This window comes from Microbacterium sp. FW305-3-2-15-F-LB2, from assembly GCF_058787255.1.
On the sequence record NZ_JBYSZO010000001.1, the window covers coordinates 878,009 to 896,087 of the forward strand.

Genomic DNA, 18,079 nt, shown 5'->3' on the forward strand with positions numbered 1-18,079 from the left:
GATCGGCGACTAGCGCCCGAGCAATCATAATGCGGTTGTCGTCGCGGGTCTGGCGGCAGGCTGGGAGACCCGCCGGTCGCGGCGCGTCGGAGCGAAAATGCCCGGGTGTTCCGGGGGAGCAGGTCAAACTAGGTCGGTGAATCACCGACGGCCGCGGACGACGGTGCCGCGCGTTCTCTCCATGCTCGCGGCGACCGTGGTGCTCCTCCTCGTCGCCACTCCGGCGCCGGCGACCGCAGCCACTCCCGCGCAAGCCGTGACCGCGCAGACCGTCGCCACACAACCGTCCGGGCCGTTGGGGCTGCCGCGCTTGGCCACGCTCGAGGGCTTCGATCCGGGCAACATCATCGACGACGCCGTGTTCTTCAACTCGGCGACGATGACAGAAGCAGAGATCCAGAGTTTTCTCGAGGCGCGCGTCCCCCGCTGCGACAGCGGCTACACGTGTCTCCGAGACTGGCGGGACACATCGCGCACCGTTCCGGCGGACGCCATGTGCGCCGCCTACTCGGGTGCGAGCAATGAGCGGGCCTCTCGCATCATCTACAAGGTGTCCCAGGCGTGCGGGATCAATCCGCAGGTCATTCTGACGACGTTGGAGAAAGAGCAGGGGCTGGTCACGCACACGTGGCCGAGCGACTGGCGTTACGAGATCGCGATGGGACAGGGCTGTCCCGACACCGCGGCGTGCGACACGAAGTACTACGGATTCTTCAATCAGGTGTACGGCGCCGCGTGGCAGTTCAAGCGCTACGCCAACCCGCCGGGGACCAGCCAGTACTTCACCTGGTATGCACCGGGAAAGACCTGGAACGTCCGCTACAGCCCGGATGCCGCGTGCGGGTCGTCTCCGGTGTTCGTGGCGAATCAGGCGACGTCGGACCTCTACTACTACACGCCCTGATATGGGAGTGGGGTTTGTCAAGGGGCAGGGGTGAGCGGACGCCGTGCCCGTCGGCTGCGGCGTCCGCTCGTTCCGGTCGTGTCGGGTGGTGACGCGCGTGTCGTGTTCGACGCGTTGTCACTCTGATATGCGCGGGTTGGTTACCGCATGACGGCTTGTTCGGCGGGGCGTTCACGCGAGTCTAGAGATCGAGCGTGGCCTGCTGGGCGGGTTGCTCATAGGGCGTGTCGCGAGTCGCCCGGACGCTGCCGTCACCACCGTCGGCGGCCGGAAGCTCAGGGCCGGGGTCAGGTCATGACGGCCAGGGACCAGCACCAGCCGGCCAGCTCGCGGGCGATCGCGGCGTTGGCGACGACGCTGCGCTTCCTGCGCGCCTGGAACCTGACCCACCGGTCGTGCAGACGCTGGTTGCCGGCATGCCCGCGGGCTCTCGCCTGGGCGCTGGCCCGGTCCCAGCGGGCGCGCATGACCGGTGAGGTGGGACGGTAGACGGGGCGGTGATGCCAGGCCGCTTCGATCAGCAGGCGACGGGCGTGGCTGTTGCCGGTCTTGGTGATCCCGCCCAGTGCGCGAGACGCGCCGGAGGAGGACTCTGACGGGGTCAGCCCGACATAGGCGCCGATGCGGTGCCCGTCCAGCCGGGTCCAGTCGCCGATCTCGACCGCGAGAGCGAAGCCGGTCAGCGTGGACACTCCGCGCAGGCAGCAGAGCCTGTTCACGACGTCGGTGAACTCGCTGTCCGCGGCCATGCGTGCGATCGCCGCGTCGAGTCGGTCACGGCGGTCGACGGCCTGGATCATCGCCTCGTAGGCAGCGTCGAACGCGGCCTGCAACCCGACCAGCTCAAACCGCTGGGATCGCAGCCACCCGTCGTGCGCGACGGTCCATGCCTTCCCGCCCGAGTACTGGATTCCCTGCCGCAGCAGCAGCTTGCTGACCCGGTGACGGGCGGACATCAGATCCCCGCGGGCATCCTCCCGAGCCCGCACCAGATCCCGGGCCGACTCCGCCTCGATGCTCGGGACCACCACCTCGACGACCTCGCCCAACCGCAGCAGCCGAGCCAGATGCACCGCATCCCGCGCGTCGGTCTTCACCCGGTCGCCCACCGGGCGCTGCAGCTTCGACGGAGCCGCGACCACGCACCGCGCTCCGGCAGCCGTGAGAGCGCGCGCCAACCCGAATCCGGTCGGCCCCGCCTCGTAGGTCGCAGCGACCGGCCCCGGAAGACCCGTCACCCAGGCGACGATCTCCTCGATGTCGGAACCCATGCGTCGCTGCACGAGCTCCCCGGTTCGCTCATCGATCGCGGCTGCGACCACGCTTCGCGCGTGCACATCCAGCCCGACACTCGTACGCTCAGATATCAACTGGGGCCTCCCTCACGTATGTGGCTCGGCAAGCCGGAACACCGGCCCGCAACCCACGGTCTACGCGAGTGGAGGCCCCAGGCTCAACCACTCATAGCGTCTATCAGCCCAACTCCGCTGCCCTGCGAGCGGGTCGCGGTCTCGGCGATGACTGCTCGGCATACGGCAACCGGAACTTCTACAACAACTTCACGGACTGGTTCGGCACCACCCGCGGCACGGGCGTGGTGCTTGCGCGGACATCGGGCGATCCCGCCGTCTATCTCCTCTCCGGCGGGCGGCGGTGGCACATCCTCAACGGCGACGACCTGACGTCGCTGTCGAGCGTGTTCGGTCGCGTGTACACGGTCTCCGACGCCTACCTCAAGCAGTACGCCCAGGCGGGGGACACCGGTCCCGTTCTGCGTGACGAGTCCACGGGCGAGATCGCGTACTTCCAAGATGGCCAGCGCCACCGATTGGCATCCTGCGATCTCGTGGCGCGCTGGGGCGCCGACTGCTCCGCCCCCGTCAGTATCGCCACCGCGCTGTTCAGTCGAGCCCCCAGCGGCGCGGAGATGACGGCGTTCTACCGCGTTCGCGGATCCTCGCAGTGGGGCCGGCTCGATTCGCCCACGACGGTGACGCCCCTGTGGAACGAGGCCGCCGCTCGCTCCGCGAACGGCGATCCGGCCACTGCGGTGTACGGGGCGTACCTCGGCACATCGGCACTGGCATCGAAGCAGAAGAGCCCGCTGCTGTTCGCGCCGGCTCAGGTGGTCAAGTCGTCGGGGTCGGACAAGGTCTACCTCACGCTCGACCAGAGCACGCTCGTCTGGATCCGGTCCTGGCGCGACGTGGCGGAGTTCAACCGTGATGCGTCGAGCATGGCGGTCGTGTCCGACGCCGATCTGTTCGCGAGGTACCGCGAGAACGGCCAGGTGCAGCCGACGCTTCGGTGCGACGGCACGACGTACTTCGCCGGATCCGGCATCATCTATCCGGTCGCGGACCCCGCTCGTACCGGCCTGGCGTCGATGGAGGCCGGCGCGGCGACGTGCGCGCAGTTCACGCAGGGACCCAGCATGGGCAAGGCCCCGCTGATCAAGGTCAGCGGGCGCAGCGCAGTCGCCGCGATCGACGGCGGGAAGCGTCGCGTAGCGGTGAACTGGAATGCGCTCATGACGTACATGGGCAAGACCCCCGCGACCATCGCGACCGTCTCGGCGGCGACCTTCGACGCGTACGCCGCGGGGGCGCCGATCGCGGACGGCGAGATCGTGAAGGGCTCGTCGCCCACGCTGTCGCTCGTCTCCGGGTCGACGGCCTACGCGGTACCGAGCTTCGACTTCGCCCGCGACGCCGGGCTGACCATGGCGTGGCTCGGCCTCACCGACGCCGACCTCACCGGCCTGAGGTTCTCTGACGCCCCTCTCGGCCTGTGGTTCTCGTGCGCGGGCACCATCTACGCGGTGGGTTCCGGCGGGGTGACGGCCGTCTCCCCGGCGGCGGCACAGGGCTTCACCGTGCCCGAGCTCTCGCGTGCGGCGTGCGCCCGGTTCGTCGTGCGACCGGGCAACCTGCCCGTGGTGTTGGTCAAGTCCGCGAACAGCGACGCGGTGTACGTGGCCAGCGGCGGTGTCTATCGCCACGTGTTGTCGTGGAGCACGGTGACCAGCCTCGCGCAGGGCACACCGACGATTCTGACGCTCTCGGCCTCCACCGTGTCGGCCTTGCCGCAGGGTCCGGACCTTCCCTGAGAGCGCGTCGCTGAGCGGCTGGGCCCCGATCGGGCTTCAGCTTCGGGAGAGGTATTCCTCGAGACGCGACTCCCATGACGGGGTCGGGATGCCGAGCTCCTGAACGCGCGAGAGGTCGAGAACGCTGTTGCGGGGTCGCGGCGAAACGGGTGCCGTGGAGGCTGCGAAGTAGTCGCTGGTGCTGACGCCCGAAACGCGTTCCGGATCATTGCCGGTGAGCCGGAAGACCTCGCGCGCGATGTCGCACCAGGTGGCGGGCTCGCCGGAACCCGTCACGTTGTAGATACCGCTGGGCGCGTCCTGCTCCAGCAGGAGGCGGATAGCGGCCGCGATGTCGACTGTGAACGTCAGCCGACCGGTCTGATCGTCGACCACGCGCGGGTCGATGCCCCGCGACGCAAGGTCGGCCATCGTCCGGACGAAGTTGCGTCCCTCGCCGATGACCCAGCTGGTGCGGATGATGAAGTGGCGGGGGACCGTGGCGGCGACGACGTCTGCGGCGGCCTTCGTTTGACCGTAGACACCGAGCGGGCAGACCGGATCGTCTTCCGCGTAAGGGAGCGACTTCTCCCCGTCGAACACGTAGTCGCTGGACACGTGGACCAGCGTGATGCCGTGCGCCGTGGCGATGCGTGCCAGTGATGCGGCGGCAGCAGCGTTGCCTGCCCAGGCATCCGCGCGTCCTTCTGGCGTCTCGGCCGTGTCGACCTGCGTGTAACCGGCGGCATTGATGATCGTGCCGTACTCCCGCCACCGCCGTGCCGTCGAGATGTCGGCCGACGTCAGATCCAGGTCGGCTCGGGTGGCGTACTCGATCCAGGGGTGATCGCCGAGTTCCGTTCGAAGGGCGCGTCCGAGCTGGCCTGCGGCGCCGGTCACGAGGATCTTGCGCGGGGGCATCGGGATGACGTCGTCCAGGCGCGGGTGATTCTTGTCCTTCTCGCTCACCTCGGCCTCGGACAGCGCGATCGGCCAGTCGATCGCGACCGTCTCGTCCGCGAGATTGAGGAAGGTGTACGACGCCTCGGGGGACCAGTGGTCGTTGACGAGATAGGTGTACGCGGTGTCGGGTTCCAGAGTCTGGTAGGAGTTGCCGACGCCGCGCGGAACGAAGATCGCCGTCGACGGATCGAGCTCCGCGGTGAAGACCGTGCCGAACGTGTCTCCTTCACGCAGGTCCACCCAGGCGCCGAAGATGCGGCCGGTGGCGACGGAGACGAACTTGTCCCACGGCTCGGCGTGGATGCCCCGCGTCGTTCCGACCGCGTCGTTGAACGAAATGTTGTTCTGCACCGGGGCGAAGTCGGGAAGGTCGATTCCTTCCGCGGTCATCTTCTCGCGCTGCCAGTTCTCTTTGAACCATCCGCGCGCGTCCCCGTGGACCGGCAGATCGATGAGGAGGAGGCCAGGGATCGGGGTGGACTCGCTGCGCAACGCGCGTCCGAACTGCAACGGCAAGAGTCACTGCCCCTTCGAGGCGTAGAAGGCTTCGACGCCGTCCTTCGAGGGAGCCCACCACGACTCGTTCGCGCGGTACCAGTCGATCGTCGCGGCCAGGCCCGACGCGAAGTCGCCGTAGGACGGTGACCAGCCGAGCTCGGTCCGCAGCTTCGTCGAGTCGATCGCGTAGCGGAGGTCGTGTCCGGCGCGGTCGTTCACGTGGTCGTAGGCGTCGGAGGGCTGCCCCATGATCTCGAGGATCATCTCGACGACGGTCTTGTTGTCCTTCTCGCCGTCGGCGCCGATGAGGTACGTCTGTCCGATCTCGCCCTTGTCGAGGATCGTCAGCACCGCGGAGGAGTGGTCGTCGGCGTGGATCCAGTCGCGCACGTTCTCGCCGGAGCCGTAGAGCTTCGGTCGGATGCCACGGATGACGTTCGTGATCTGGCGCGGGATGAACTTCTCGACGTGCTGGTAGGGCCCGTAATTGTTCGAACAGTTGCTGATGGTCGCCCGCACACCGAAGGAACGCACCCACGCGCGGACCAGCAGGTCGGACCCCGCCTTCGTCGAGGAATACGGCGAGGACGGGTTATACGGGGTGGACTCGGTGAACCGTGCCGGGTCGTCGAGTTCGAGGTCGCCGTACACCTCATCGGTGGAGATGTGATGGAAGCGGACGTCGTGCCGCCGAGCCGCTTCGAGCAGCGTGTACGTGCCGATGATGTTCGTGTCGAGGAACGGCCGCGGGTCGTGCAGCGAGTTGTCGTTGTGCGATTCGGCGGCGTAGTGCACCACGGCGTCGGCGTCGGCCACGAGGGGGTCCACCACCGCCGCGTCGGCGATGTCGCCGACCACGAGGCGCACCCGGTCTTCGGGCAGTCCGTCCAGCGAAGCGCTGTTCCCGGCGTAGGTGAGCTTGTCGAGAACGGTCACGGTGTGGTCGGTGTGGCTGACGACGTGGTGGACGAAGTTGGAGCCGATGAAGCCGGCGCCGCCGGTGACGAGAAGGTGTGCCATCAACGGCCCCTTTCCAAAATCTCGAGCAAGTAGGAGCCGTATCCGGACTTCACGAGCTTGTTCGCCCGCTCCCGGAGTTCGTCGTCGGTCAGGAAGCCTTGGCGCCAGGCCACCTCTTCGGGGACGCCGATGCGCAGACCGGTGCGTCGTTCCATGGTCCGGACGTAGTCGGCCGCATCCGACATCTGGTCGAACGTGCCGGTGTCCAGCCACGCGGTGCCGCGCGGAAGGACCTCGACGCGGAGCCTTCCGCGACGGAGATACTCGGCGTTGACGTCGGTGATCTCGTACTCCCCACGGGCGGAGGGCGCGAGGTTGCGGGCGATGTCGATCACGTCGTTGTCGTAGAAGTACAGACCGGGGACGGCGTAGTTGCTCTGGGGCTTCGCCGGCTTCTCTTCGAGAGACACGGCGCGGCCATCGGAGTCGAACTCGACGACTCCGTACGCCTGGGGATCGGCCACCCAGTAGGCGAACACGGCCCCGCCGTCGACGTCGGCGTAACGCTTGAGCTGCGTGCCCAATCCGGGCCCGTAGAGCAGGTTGTCACCCAGGACGAGAGCGACCTTGTCGTCGCCGATGAAGTCCGCGCCGATCGTGAACGCCTGCGCGAGTCCGTCGGGCGAGGGCTGCACCGCGAAAGTGAGCGAGACGCCGTACTGAGAGCCGTCGCCGAGCAGGCGCTCGAAGAAAGGAGCGTCGTGGGGGGTGGTGATGACCAGAATCTCCCGGATGCCGGCGAGCATGAGGGTCGACAACGGGTAGTAGACCATCGGCTTGTCGTACACCGGGATGAGCTGCTTCGAGACGCCGAGCGTAATCGGGTGCAGTCGCGTGCCGGAGCCGCCGGCCAGAATGATGCCCTTCACGGATTCCATCCTGCCAGGTGAAGGCAGCGATCCGAGACCGCCGTCACGGTAGCCGCCGTAGCTGGAGGGTGAGTCCCTCGCCGTAGGTCCGCTGATCCACCAGTGTTCCCGGCTCGCCGATGACTCCGGTGTGCGCGACGCAGGCGCTGTCGAGAAGAACCCATCCGATGCCGGCGGCGTCGGCTTGGTCCGCCGTGATCGGGAGGGAGCGGAAGCGCGCGTCCATCACCGCCTGCATGGCATCCCGGTTCTCGGGCCAGGCCATACCGAGGTAGTAGAAGGGCATCGATGCGCCCGACGTCGCCTTCACGGTGCGATCGTCGACGCAACTGTCGACGAGGAGGCGGCGCGAGTCCGTGTCGACCGTGGAGCGGGCCATCTCGCTGATCGCCGCGGCCCGGGGACTCTGCGGGTTCCACGTTTCCTGCATGTCGGGGTCGGAGGTGAAACGCGCGAAGTCCACGAGGCCCGCTGCGTACACGATCACGCAGGCTCCAGCCAGGACGGCGGGGAGGAGGTCGATGCGCGGATCTTCGCTCGATCGGACGGGTGGGGTCCGGCCGATCAGGGATGCACCGGCGATCACGGTCAGCACGCCACACAGAAGGAAGCAGTCGATCCAGAAGCGGTACGGCTCGGCATTGGCGCCCCAGACGTCGTTCAGACTCAGGACGATCCACACGGCCGCCGCGGCAAGGGCGATGGCGGCCGGGACGCCCGCGCGACGACGGACGGAGACGACGAGGACAGCGACGAGGGGGAGAGCCACGACGGTCGCGGCGAGCAGCGCGTCTGGCCGCGCCACCCCGAGGTCGACGTTGGACGCGACGCGGTAGGTCAGAAACGGATCCTGCCTCCGGATGCCCGAAAGCGTCCAGAGGATCTGCGGTGCCGCTGTCACGCAGAACGCGACCGCGTACACGGCGAGGACCCCGCGCGTGCGAATGAGCCCGCGAACGAGGCCGGGCACCGCGGGGAGCAGACCGAAGACCAGGGTGGGCAGCTGGCCCGCCGCGCTCGCGACATGGGGTCCCGCCACGAAGACGGCGAGCAGGGCCGCGAGCGTGGCGACGACCCACCCGCGCCGACCCGCGCGAACGAGGAAGAGGGCCGCGGCGGCGTAGGCGACGACGTAGGCGCCGGCCAGGAAACTGTATGTCTGGAAACTCGAAAGCGCCCCGAGTGCCAGCAGGGCGAGGGCCGATGTCATGACCCGGGCCGGCCGCGAGGTGGGGCGCAGCCAGACGGCGGCGAGTGCGCTCGTCGAGACGATGACGGTGCACAATCCGGCCGTCTCGGCGTTGTTGGAGAAGAGCGCCCCGTACGGTCCCCACAGGACCGCATGGGAATCGAGGGGGCGGTACCACCCTTCTCCGTCGGGCGCGGCGAACGAGAGCACTCCGGCGAAGAATGGGAGCGGGGCGAGGAACCCGGCCCAGGGCCGCCGCGAGAGCCGGATCAGGCAGATGGACAGCGCGGCCACCGCGGCGATCTGGAAGAGGAGCGATACCGCGTTCCACGCGGTGATGGGCTCGAGGTGGAAGATCCGCGCGACGAGTCCGACGACTGTGTAGTAGGCCCGCGGGTAGTGATTGACTCCGCTCTCGGTGACGGGTTCGCGGTCCGTCAGATTGCCGTCGGCGACGTCGACGACCATGGACAGGTATCCGAGTTGGTCGTGCCAGGCGAACCGGCGGATCGCCTGCAAGGGGCCTGGAGCGGCGGACAAGAGCGTCCAGAACATCGCCGCGACGTACACGATCACCGAGCAGGCGACGCCGAGGATAGCCGTCCGCAGGCCGGGGGTCGAGCGGTTCACCGGCGGGGGGAGCCCTGCGCCATCAACCGAGCTCGAAACACCTTGTCGAGGCCTTCGGGGAGGGTCGTCGAGACGAGGGCGTCGAGATCAGGCCAGACGACGGACCGAACCCGCAGATCGGATGCCTGCCCTCCGGCACGGCCCATGCCCAGGGTGATTCGGGACCGCTGGCGCCGCAGGCGCGTTGCCTCGCCCAGAAGTGCGCCGATGGACACGGCTGTCATCGCGCCGATGATCTTGACGACGCTGGAGCCGGCCGGTTCGCCGCTCAGGCGACCCATGGCCGCGACGATGACGCGGGCGCAGTCGTCTTCGTAGATGTAGTCGCGGAGGGTGTCCAGAGAGACGTAGAGAGAGACCGGCTTTCCCGTGACGTAGCTGTCCGTGATCACCGAGATGAGTCCTTGGCCTTTGGCCATATCCTGTCCCGGGCCGTAGAGGTTGGTGATGCGTCCGGCCAGCGTCCGCCAGCCCATTCGCTCGGCGACCGCCGCGAGCCGGTCTTCCATCTCGAGCTTCGCGACGCCGTAGTGCGACCCCGGCGAAACGGGCGTGTGCTCGGTGAAGGGCGGTTCGGGGGCGAGCGCATAGGCCCCTCCGACCGAGGATGCGAGGAAGACGCGCACATCGCGCCGGCCCAGGACGTCGGCGAATTCCTGCAGTGCACGGTCGAAGACATCGACTTCGACGTCGAGCTCTTCGCGCGGCGTGGAGGTGACCCCGCGTCCGGCGCACCAGTAGATCTCCAACGGGCCGGGGGTCTCGGCGAACTCCGCTACGTGGGCGCGAAGGTCGGCGATGGCGGTCGCGGGATCACTCCAGCGCACCGCACGGTTCGTCGGTTCGACCCCGCGTGCCTTCTCTACCGCGCGCCCGAGCAGACCGCGGCCGATGACCCAGGCGTTCTCACCGTTCATCGTCAGCGTGTCCGAGCGGACCCGACGACGGGTCGCGCACGATGAGATAAGGCGGGCGCCCCATCGCCATGTTGACCGCAACACCGAGGTACTCCGCCACGATGCCCAGCGACACCAGGACCAGCCCGGTGCCGAGCGCGGTCACCACCATCTGTGACGTCCAGCCCTCGGGGATGTCGCCCGACGCGAAGCGCATGACGATCAGGTAGATGGCGAAGAGCACGCCACCCACGAAGAAGATCACCCCCGCGGCCGTCACCAGACGAAGTCCGCGCGTCCCAGAGGTCAGGATCATGCGCCAGAAGTGCGCCATCAGTCGCCGGTAGGAATACCCCGACCGGCGATCTCCCTCTTCTCGCAACTGCACGGGCGAGGTGACGATGCGCGCCGCGACCCATCCCAGAGCGACGTCGAGGTAGACCCCCGTTCCCGCGTACGCGGCAACGCTGCGCGCGACTTCGCCGAGGATGAGGCGGTAGCTGTTGAAGTGGGATGCGCGGCCGCCGCCGAAGACGGTTTCGAGGATGCGCTTGGACGCCTTCGACGCGGCGTTGCGAACGGCACCGTGAGGGGGGCGGTTGGTCGGCTCCGCGTAGACGACGTCAGCTTGCTGGTCGAGCGCGGTGTCGAGGAGGCTGCCGATGAACGTCGGATCATGCTGACCGTCCTCGTCGAGGGTGACGACCCAGTCCCCGCCCGAGGAGGCGATCCCCGCGAGGGTCGCGGCGTGTTGGCCGAAGTTTCGGCTCAGCCAGACCGGGCGCACCCAGGAGAATTCGCTCGCGAGCTCGCGGATCACCGCGTCGGAGCGGTCCGGGCCGTGATCGTAAGCCGTGATGACTTCGCTGACCCGAGCGAGCCGACCTTCGGGCGTGCGGAAACCCTCCGTGAGGGGCACGATCTCCTCGAGAACTCCGCGGAGGGTGCGCTCCGCTTGATAAACGGGGATCACGACCGTGATGCCGTGAACGTACGGCGCCGTGTCAGCGGAACTCATCGCATTCTCCGTTTCAGGATCCAGTACGACACCTGTCGCGCCCGCGCCATCAGCGCGGCCCGGGCGTTGCCCACCACGACATCGATCGCCGACACGGCCTCCGGGTGCTCGCGGTGAAGCGCTCGGTGGAAGGCCTTGGCCTGGGCGGCTTGGTCGCGGACGAGGGCGACGCTCCACTGGCTCGCGCTCATCCGGAATGTCGCACCCGTGGTGAGGTCAGGCGCGAACCCACCTCGGAGGAGAACGTTGGAGTACGTCGCCTGGTCGATGAGGTAGGGGAAATCCGCTCGCCAGCCGCCCACGGCGCTGAGCGCTGAGCGCCGCATCATGACCGACGCCGGCTCGCCGAAGAGATTGGATCCGGCGCGAACCGCAGCAGCGACGGCCCGCGCTCCCGGCATGGGGCGTCCCAGACCACGGAGGCCCCATCCGGAGAACAAGACACGACCGCTCGCATCGACGATGTCGCGTCGGCAGGCGGTGAGGACGGCCGTCGGGTCATCGAGGAGAGAGATCTGACGCTGCAATGTTCCGGGCAGCACGATGTCGTCGCCGCAGACGAGCTTGATGAGCTCGCCCCGCGCGGCATCGGTCACCCTGTTCCAGTTGCGGGGCGCTCCACCGCCGGACGGCGTGTGCAGAATCGTCACCCGCTCATCGTCCTCGAACTGCGTGATCTCGGCGAGGGTGTCGTCGGTGGAGGAGTGGTCGGCGACGATCAGCTCCAGGTCGACGGAGTCGTCCGACAGCACCGAGCGCATGGTCTCGGCGATGGTCTTGCCGTTGTTGTAGGCGGGGATCACGACGCTGAGTCGGGGTGCCGTCATGAGACCTTCTTCCTTCGGAACGAGAAGCGACTGTGGCCGACGTAGCTGACCAAGGTCGTCACGAACACGATCAGTGCCTGGGCGACGATGGGCACCAGCCCGGCCAACTCCACCAGCAGGGGGAGAAGGACCGCGTTGATGCCGAGCGACACCAGGTAAATGCTTTCAAACCGAGCGAGGTCGAGCCAGACGTGCCCGCGCACACGGAAGACGAACCGCCGGTAGAGCACGAACGCGCAGAGCACCGAAGCGACGTGCGCGAACAGCAGCGTCGCCATGTAGCCCCACAGTCGGCCGACGGTGAGCTCAAAGATGGCGAACCAGAGGAAGCCGACCACGGTGTTGATCACACCGACGACGAGGAAGGCGACGCGTCGGTCCTTGATGAGGCGGAGGAGGGGGCCGTCGGGCCCGGTCATTCCACCGACGGTCTCGCGCTCAGCCACGTGGCGCGTCCTCTCGTCCGCGGATGCCGGCAGGGCGAGAGCCCTTTCGGGAGGGCCGCGGGGTCATGGCGGTGCTCATGGGCGCGGACCTTTCCTTCGGTGCCGGGTGGTGCCGCACAGGCGACGAGAGACCTCGGCCGACCCTGTGGTGCTCGAGCGCGTGGTCGACGGACGACACCGAGGCTAGCTCCTCGAAGCTGGGCGATAGTCGACAACACGGCAGGATCGGCATCCAGCCTACCGTTTCGCCTCTACCGCCCCGCGCCGCGGGTTCGGGCTCTCCGGTTCACGCGGGTACACTCGCGAGAGCGCATCGATGACCCTCTGCGTCTCGTATGCCCCCCACGGATCGCGAACGGAAGTAGTTGCACAGTATGGATCTCCTGGTCGTCGGCTCAGGTTTCTTCGGCCTCACCATCGCTGAGCGGGCGGCGGCCGCGGGCCGCAAGGTCACCGTGATCGACCGCCGCCACCACATCGGCGGCAACGCGTACTCGGAGGCCGAGCCGGAGACGGGGATCGAGGTGCACCGGTACGGCGCGCACCTCTTCCACACGTCGAACCCCGCGGTGTGGGAGTACGTCAACCGCTTCACCGAGTTCACCTCCTACGTGCACCGCGTGTACACGACCCATAAGGGCGTCGTGTTCCCGCTACCGATCAACCTCGGCACGATCAACCAGTTCTTCCACGCGGCCTACAGCCCCGGCGAAGCACGGGCGCTCGTGCAGGAGCTCGCGGGCGAGTTCGATGCGAAGGACGCCGCCAACCTCGAGGAGCGCGGCATCGGTCTGATCGGCCGACCGCTCTACGAGGCGTTCATCCGTGACTACACGGCGAAGCAGTGGCAGACCGACCCGAAGGATCTGCCCGCCGAGGTCATCTCGCGCCTCCCGGTGCGCTACACCTACGACAACCGCTACTTCAACGACACCTGGGAGGGTCTGCCCGTCGACGGGTACACGGCCTGGCTCGAGCGCATGGCGGACCACCCGAACATCGACGTGAAGCTGTCGACGGACTACTTCGACGAATCGCAGCCTCTGAGCAAGAAGTCGACCGTCGGACAGGTTCCCGTGGTCTACACCGGACCGGTCGACCGCTACTTCGACTACGCCGAAGGCGAGCTCTCCTGGCGCACGCTCGACTTCGAGCAGGAGGTGCTTCCGATCGGGGACTTCCAGGGGACGAGCGTGATGAACTACGCCGACGCCGACGTGCCCTACACGCGCATCCACGAGTTCAAGCACTTCCACCCGGAGCGGGCCGACCGCTATCCGTCCGACAAGACCGTCATCGTGCGGGAGTTCTCGCGCTTCGCGACGAAGGCGGACGAGCCCTACTACCCGGTCAACACCTCCGACGACCGCGCTGGTCTGTTGGCCTATCGCGAACTCGCCAAGGGGGAACGGGACGTGCATTTCGGCGGACGACTCGGGACCTACCAGTACCTCGACATGCACATGGCCATCGGGGCCGCACTGTCGATGTGGAACAACACGCTCGCGTGAGCGGAGAGAGAAATATGCAGCCGACCACGCCCGTAGCGACCTATACGACCGTCAACCACACCGTGTTCCCCATCCGCGGTGTGGCGGAGGTGTCGTCCCTGTACATCGACACCGGGGACGGGAGCGGCTCGCAGCCGGGGGAGAACTACGAGATCCAGGGTCGCCGCTCGATCAAGGTCTTCCCGCACCGTCGGGTCTCGATGGGCACGTTCTTCAACGCTTTCCCCGCGAGCTACTGGCAGCGCTTCACCGAGGTCCGCGCCGTCCGCCTCTCAGCGAAGCTGTCGGGCCGAGGGCTGCTCTCGGTGTACAAGTCGAGCGCGCGCGGCCGGTCCTCCGCCGTGGCATCCCGCTCCTTCACCGATGAAACGGTCGAGATCGACCTTCCCTTGACCTCGTTCATCGACGGCGGGTTCTACTGGTTCGATGTCGCCTGCGCCGGCACCGAGGCCACCCTCGAAGCGGCGGAGTGGCAGGTGCCCGACACGCAAGAGCGCGCCGGCACCGTGACGGTGGGCATCACGACCTTCAACCGCCCGACCTATGCGCTGGACCAGCTCATCGCTCTGGGGGAGGACGAAGGCATCGCGGACGTCCTCGACACGGTTCTGCTCATCGATCAGGGGACCGACCTCGTCTCCGATCAGGGCGGATTCCCTGCGGCAGCAGACGTGCTCGGCGACCGCCTGCAGGTGATCCGCCAGGCCAACCTGGGCGGCTCCGGCGGCTTCGGACGCGCGATGCTCGAGACCCTCAAGGCAAAGAAGAGCGACTACGTCCTCCTGCTCGACGACGATGCCATCTCGGAGCCCGAGGCGATTCTCCGCAGCGTCCGCTTCGCCGACTTCTGCGTCAAGCCGACGATCGTGGGCGGTGGCATGCTCCATCTCGACGAGCGAGCCGTTCTCTACACCCAGGGTGAGACGTGGGATTACGGTCGAAGCTGGATGCGGCCCTCCGGTGAGAGCGAGTACGACCACGACTTCGCCGAGGACACTCTCCGCGCCACCCCGGAACTGCACCGCCGACTCGCCGCCGACTTCAACGGTTGGTGGATGTGCCTGATCCCGACGGAGGTGCTCGAGCGGATCGGCCTCTCGCTGCCGGTGTTCCTGAAGTTCGACGACATCGAGTTCTCCCTGCGGGCGGGTGACCAGGGCTACCCGACGGTCTGCCTTCCGGGCGTCGCGGTCTGGCACATGGCCTGGCACGACAAGGATCCCTCCCGCACGTGGGAGGAATACTTCATCCACCGCAACCGGTGGATCACGGGCATGCTGCACCCCGGCGGAAAACGCGGCGCGGCCCTGCCGTTGCTGTCTTTCCTGGGCGACATCAAGCTGCTGTTCATGCTGCAGTACTCCACGGTCCGACTTCGTCACGAGGCACTCGGAGACGTGCTTCGCGGGCCCGAGGCCCTCGCCGAGCTCCTTCCCCGACGGCAGGGCGAGGTTCGCGGCATGCGCGGTCAGTACAGCGACGCGCGCGTCGTGGAGAACCTCGCCGACCTGCCGGTGGTGCGCCGCGCTCCCGGTGCGCGTGGAACGGTCCGCCGGCCGACCAATCCGGTTGCGGCGCTGCTCCTCGCCGGTCGGGTCGCTGCCCGCCAGCTCCTCGTTCGTGAGACTGCCCACAGCAAGAGTCATCCCGAGCGGATCATCCCCGCGCCGGACATTTCGTGGTGGCGCTTCTCGGACATCGACTCCGCCCTGGTGACGTCTCCGGATGGAATCGGCGTCGCGTGGTACCAGCGCGACCGTGCTCTGATGCGCCGGTTCCTCTTCAAGAGCCTGATGATCCACTTCAAGCTGTGGCGCAAGTTCCCCACGCTGTCCGAAAAGTACCGTGACGGACTGGATGGGATCACGAGCCCTGAGGCGTGGGATCGGATCTTCGCCGACACTTCGTCCTGAGCGATCTTTCGAGAGGCGGCAACGGCAGCTCGGCTGCCGTTGCCGCCTCCACGTTTACGCTCGTGCGGTCGAGCGGCGCGCCCGGCGGCGCAGCGCGAACACCGCAACGACGATGGTGAACACCACGCTGCCGATCATGCTGGCGAGGATGAGGCCCCATCCCGGCGGTGCGAAACTCACGGTGATCGTCGACCCCATCGACCCCGGCGGGACGTCGACGCTGGTCAGGTAGCCACGAACGGGCGCCGCGAGCGCGCCGCCGTCTACGGTGTACCCCGGCCACGCGAGGCGGCTGAGCGCCACGCGGCCGCCGTCCGCAGGAACGCCCGTCACCCGGAACGTGGTCTTCAGGGGGGTGTCCTCGATGACCTCCACGCTCGTGCCCGGGCTCGTCCACGTGACCGATCCCACGTCGGCGGTCGGACGGTCGCGTGTCCACACGACGCTGTGGTCTCCGACGAACGACTGCGACCATCCTGCTGGCGGCGTGAGAGCAGCGAGATCGGCCACTCTCCGGTCGGCGTCCTCGATGAGCTGCACCGAATCCAGGGACAGCAGATCCGCGACGGTGGAGCCCGTGTCGGGATCGGTCTCGAACAGTGTGTCCACGGCCTCCGGACAGGTCCGGCCGTCGTAGGCGAGGCAGAGATCCTCCGCCATGGCCTGATACTCGACGGGAGTGTAGAGGTTGAGCACGTTGACCCGGTCCGTCAGGTACCACATGTTGGCGAACTCGACTTCGTCGAAGACGGTGTCGGGCATACCGAGAGGTGAACCGATCACCATGCCTTCGCCGTATCCGGTCGGCATGCCTTCGGTGTACGCCGATGCTTCGTCCTCGTACGGCGCGCGCGAGACCAGGGAGTCCGCGAAGACGGCGGACTGAAGACCCACGACGACGGCGCTGGTCGCCGCGATGATCGCGAGCGTCCGTTTCCGGGCATCGGGACGCGCGCGGCGCAGCAGCACGATCGCGAGAAGCGCCGCGCCGGTGAGCGCGGCGAAGACGAGGTGCCGGCGCCAGCCGAGAGGGACCTGACTGAACGCCAGCCAGAACGGGCCGGCCCAGACGATCCCCAGCGCCAGCAGCCTCCCACGGCTGAGCACCCATCGTCCGTCGGCGCGCGAGAGCAGCAGGCAGGTGACGCAAATGATCACGAGCGCGACCCAGGGCATGGTGCGGGCCGGGAATCGGAGCGGGCCCAGCATCGAGGGGCCGACGGCGAGAGCCGTCGCCAGACCGCCGAAGATGAGGAGCGGTGTCCAGTCGGCCCATGCTTTCCGCACCCGAGACCAGGGGACGACGACGAGGAGCGGCAACAGCCAGAACACATAGAGGAGGGGCACGTCCGTGTACCGCCCCCACCACCCCATGAGGTCGACCTGCCCCGAGGGAACGGATGAAGTCGCGAGGCCGGTGAGGCTCACGACGAGGAACCCGTCGTTGGAGATCCCGCTGGATCGAGCGGTCACGGACGCGGTCAGAACGCCGGGCAGATAGACGGTGAGGGCGATGAGGGCCGCAGGCACACCGGCGAGCACCGCGCGAACGGCCTGCGTCCCGTTGCGGCGGAAGGCAGCCTCCACCAGCAGCGCGACGAAGAAGAACACGAGCATGATCGTGCCCTGGACGTATCCGACGGTGATCAAGAGGTAGATCGCCGCGAAGGCGGCGAGGATCCACAGACCGCCTCGGGTGATCCAGACCCTGAGCGCCGCCACCGCCCAGGCGAAGAACGCCCAGGTGATCATGTTGGTCACCCAGCTCGTGGCATCCATGAAGAAGGTGAAGCCCGCGAAGGGAGCGGCGATCCCCGCGACCATCGCCCACGGACGCCGCGCGCCGTAGGTACGAGTCAGTGCGTAGACGCCGAGCGCGCCGACGACGAGGAAGAACACCTTGATGACCGTGGATGCCACGACCGCGTTGCTCGCGGACGCGACGAAGAGGCCGATGGCCAGGATGATGGGGTTCCAGAGTCCCCATTGCCCTTCGGCCACGTAGTTGCCCGCCATCCAGGCCGCGGGGTTCATCAGCGGCCAGTTGCCGCCGGCGATCTGCTGCCCGAGTTCATACCACTGGCCGTACGCGCCGTCCGGGGTGTCCGCGAAGAAGTAGAACTGGCGGTTGAACAGGACCGGGAGCAGGGCGACGGCGGCGGTGAAAACACCGACCAGAACCATCGCGACCGCCTCCCGGCGAACGGACGGTGCGCGGCCGGGTCCTGGGCGTTGCGCGGCGCCGGAAGGCGCAACGGCGACAGGTGCAGACATGGTGAATCAGTCTAGGTCCGTGCCACCGAGAGC

At 67.7% G+C, this 18,079-nt stretch carries 14 protein-coding genes; 4 read left to right on the plus strand and 10 right to left on the minus strand.

Annotation, left to right across the window (positions count from 1 at the left end):
* The first annotated feature begins 136 nt into the window (after nt 1-136).
* Entirely contained in the window at nt 137-904 is a 768-nt protein-coding gene (locus AC3WLZ_RS04235; RefSeq protein WP_492469183.1) for a LasA N-terminal domain-containing protein, read from the plus strand.
* Between the two features lie 287 nt (nt 905-1,191).
* Here the strand turns inward: AC3WLZ_RS04235 and AC3WLZ_RS04240 are convergent, their stop codons facing one another.
* Nucleotides 1,192-2,274: an IS110 family RNA-guided transposase gene (locus AC3WLZ_RS04240; RefSeq protein WP_492469184.1), complete on the minus strand. Its 1,083-nt coding sequence runs from the start codon at nt 2,272-2,274 to the stop codon at nt 1,192-1,194.
* 68 nt (nt 2,275-2,342) lie between these two features.
* On the opposite strand from AC3WLZ_RS04240, the gene AC3WLZ_RS04245 reads away from it, so the two are divergent.
* The gene (locus tag AC3WLZ_RS04245; protein ID WP_492469185.1) at nt 2,343-4,013 is read left to right on the plus strand and encodes a hypothetical protein; all 1,671 of its coding nucleotides are present in this window, start codon (nt 2,343-2,345) and stop codon (nt 4,011-4,013) included.
* A gap of 36 nt (nt 4,014-4,049) precedes the next feature.
* Here AC3WLZ_RS04245 and AC3WLZ_RS04250 read toward each other — a convergent pair whose 3' ends face one another.
* From AC3WLZ_RS04250 to AC3WLZ_RS04285, 8 genes are read right to left on the minus strand one after another with little or no spacing between them, the layout of a single operon-like run.
* Nucleotides 4,050-5,471, minus strand: coding sequence for a sugar nucleotide-binding protein (locus AC3WLZ_RS04250; protein ID WP_492469186.1), 1,422 nt, complete (start codon nt 5,469-5,471; stop codon nt 4,050-4,052).
* A gap of 3 nt (nt 5,472-5,474) precedes the next feature.
* A complete protein-coding gene (gene rfbB, locus AC3WLZ_RS04255; protein ID WP_492469187.1) occupies nt 5,475-6,473 on the minus strand; it encodes a dTDP-glucose 4,6-dehydratase in 999 nt (332 codons plus the stop codon).
* Nucleotides 6,473-7,342, minus strand: a complete 870-nt coding sequence (rfbA, locus tag AC3WLZ_RS04260; RefSeq protein WP_492469188.1) for a glucose-1-phosphate thymidylyltransferase RfbA — start codon at nt 7,340-7,342, stop codon at nt 6,473-6,475. The genes rfbB and rfbA overlap by 1 nt, the downstream gene beginning before the upstream one ends.
* Before the next feature lie 43 nt (nt 7,343-7,385).
* Entirely contained in the window at nt 7,386-9,161 is a 1,776-nt protein-coding gene (locus tag AC3WLZ_RS04265; RefSeq protein ID WP_492469189.1) for a hypothetical protein, read from the minus strand.
* Nucleotides 9,158-10,078 carry an NAD-dependent epimerase/dehydratase family protein gene (locus AC3WLZ_RS04270; protein WP_492469190.1) on the minus strand — a complete coding sequence of 307 codons (921 nt, stop codon included), beginning with the start codon at nt 10,076-10,078 and terminating at the stop codon, nt 9,158-9,160. The genes AC3WLZ_RS04265 and AC3WLZ_RS04270 overlap by 4 nt, the downstream gene beginning before the upstream one ends.
* Nucleotides 10,068-11,075 (minus strand): glycosyltransferase, encoded by a 1,008-nt coding sequence (locus tag AC3WLZ_RS04275; protein ID WP_492469191.1) that lies wholly within the window; start codon nt 11,073-11,075, stop codon nt 10,068-10,070. Before AC3WLZ_RS04275 ends, AC3WLZ_RS04270 begins: the two co-directional genes overlap by 11 nt.
* Nucleotides 11,072-11,902 (minus strand): glycosyltransferase family 2 protein, encoded by an 831-nt coding sequence (locus AC3WLZ_RS04280; RefSeq protein WP_492469192.1) that lies wholly within the window; start codon nt 11,900-11,902, stop codon nt 11,072-11,074. Before AC3WLZ_RS04280 ends, AC3WLZ_RS04275 begins: the two co-directional genes overlap by 4 nt.
* Entirely contained in the window at nt 11,899-12,348 is a 450-nt protein-coding gene (locus AC3WLZ_RS04285; protein ID WP_492469193.1) for a GtrA family protein, read from the minus strand. The genes AC3WLZ_RS04280 and AC3WLZ_RS04285 overlap by 4 nt, the downstream gene beginning before the upstream one ends.
* Before the next feature lie 374 nt (nt 12,349-12,722).
* On the opposite strand from AC3WLZ_RS04285, the gene glf reads away from it, so the two are divergent.
* Both glf and AC3WLZ_RS04295 read left to right on the plus strand, forming a co-directional pair.
* Nucleotides 12,723-13,859 (plus strand): UDP-galactopyranose mutase, encoded by a 1,137-nt coding sequence (glf, locus tag AC3WLZ_RS04290; protein WP_492469195.1) that lies wholly within the window; start codon nt 12,723-12,725, stop codon nt 13,857-13,859.
* Between the two features lie 14 nt (nt 13,860-13,873).
* Nucleotides 13,874-15,772 carry a glycosyltransferase gene (locus AC3WLZ_RS04295; RefSeq protein WP_492469197.1) on the plus strand — a complete coding sequence of 633 codons (1,899 nt, stop codon included), beginning with the start codon at nt 13,874-13,876 and terminating at the stop codon, nt 15,770-15,772.
* A 54-nt stretch (nt 15,773-15,826) separates the two neighbouring features.
* Here AC3WLZ_RS04295 and AC3WLZ_RS04300 read toward each other — a convergent pair whose 3' ends face one another.
* Nucleotides 15,827-18,046 (minus strand): hypothetical protein, encoded by a 2,220-nt coding sequence (locus AC3WLZ_RS04300; protein WP_492469198.1) that lies wholly within the window; start codon nt 18,044-18,046, stop codon nt 15,827-15,829.
* Between the last annotated feature and the right edge of the window lie 33 nt (nt 18,047-18,079).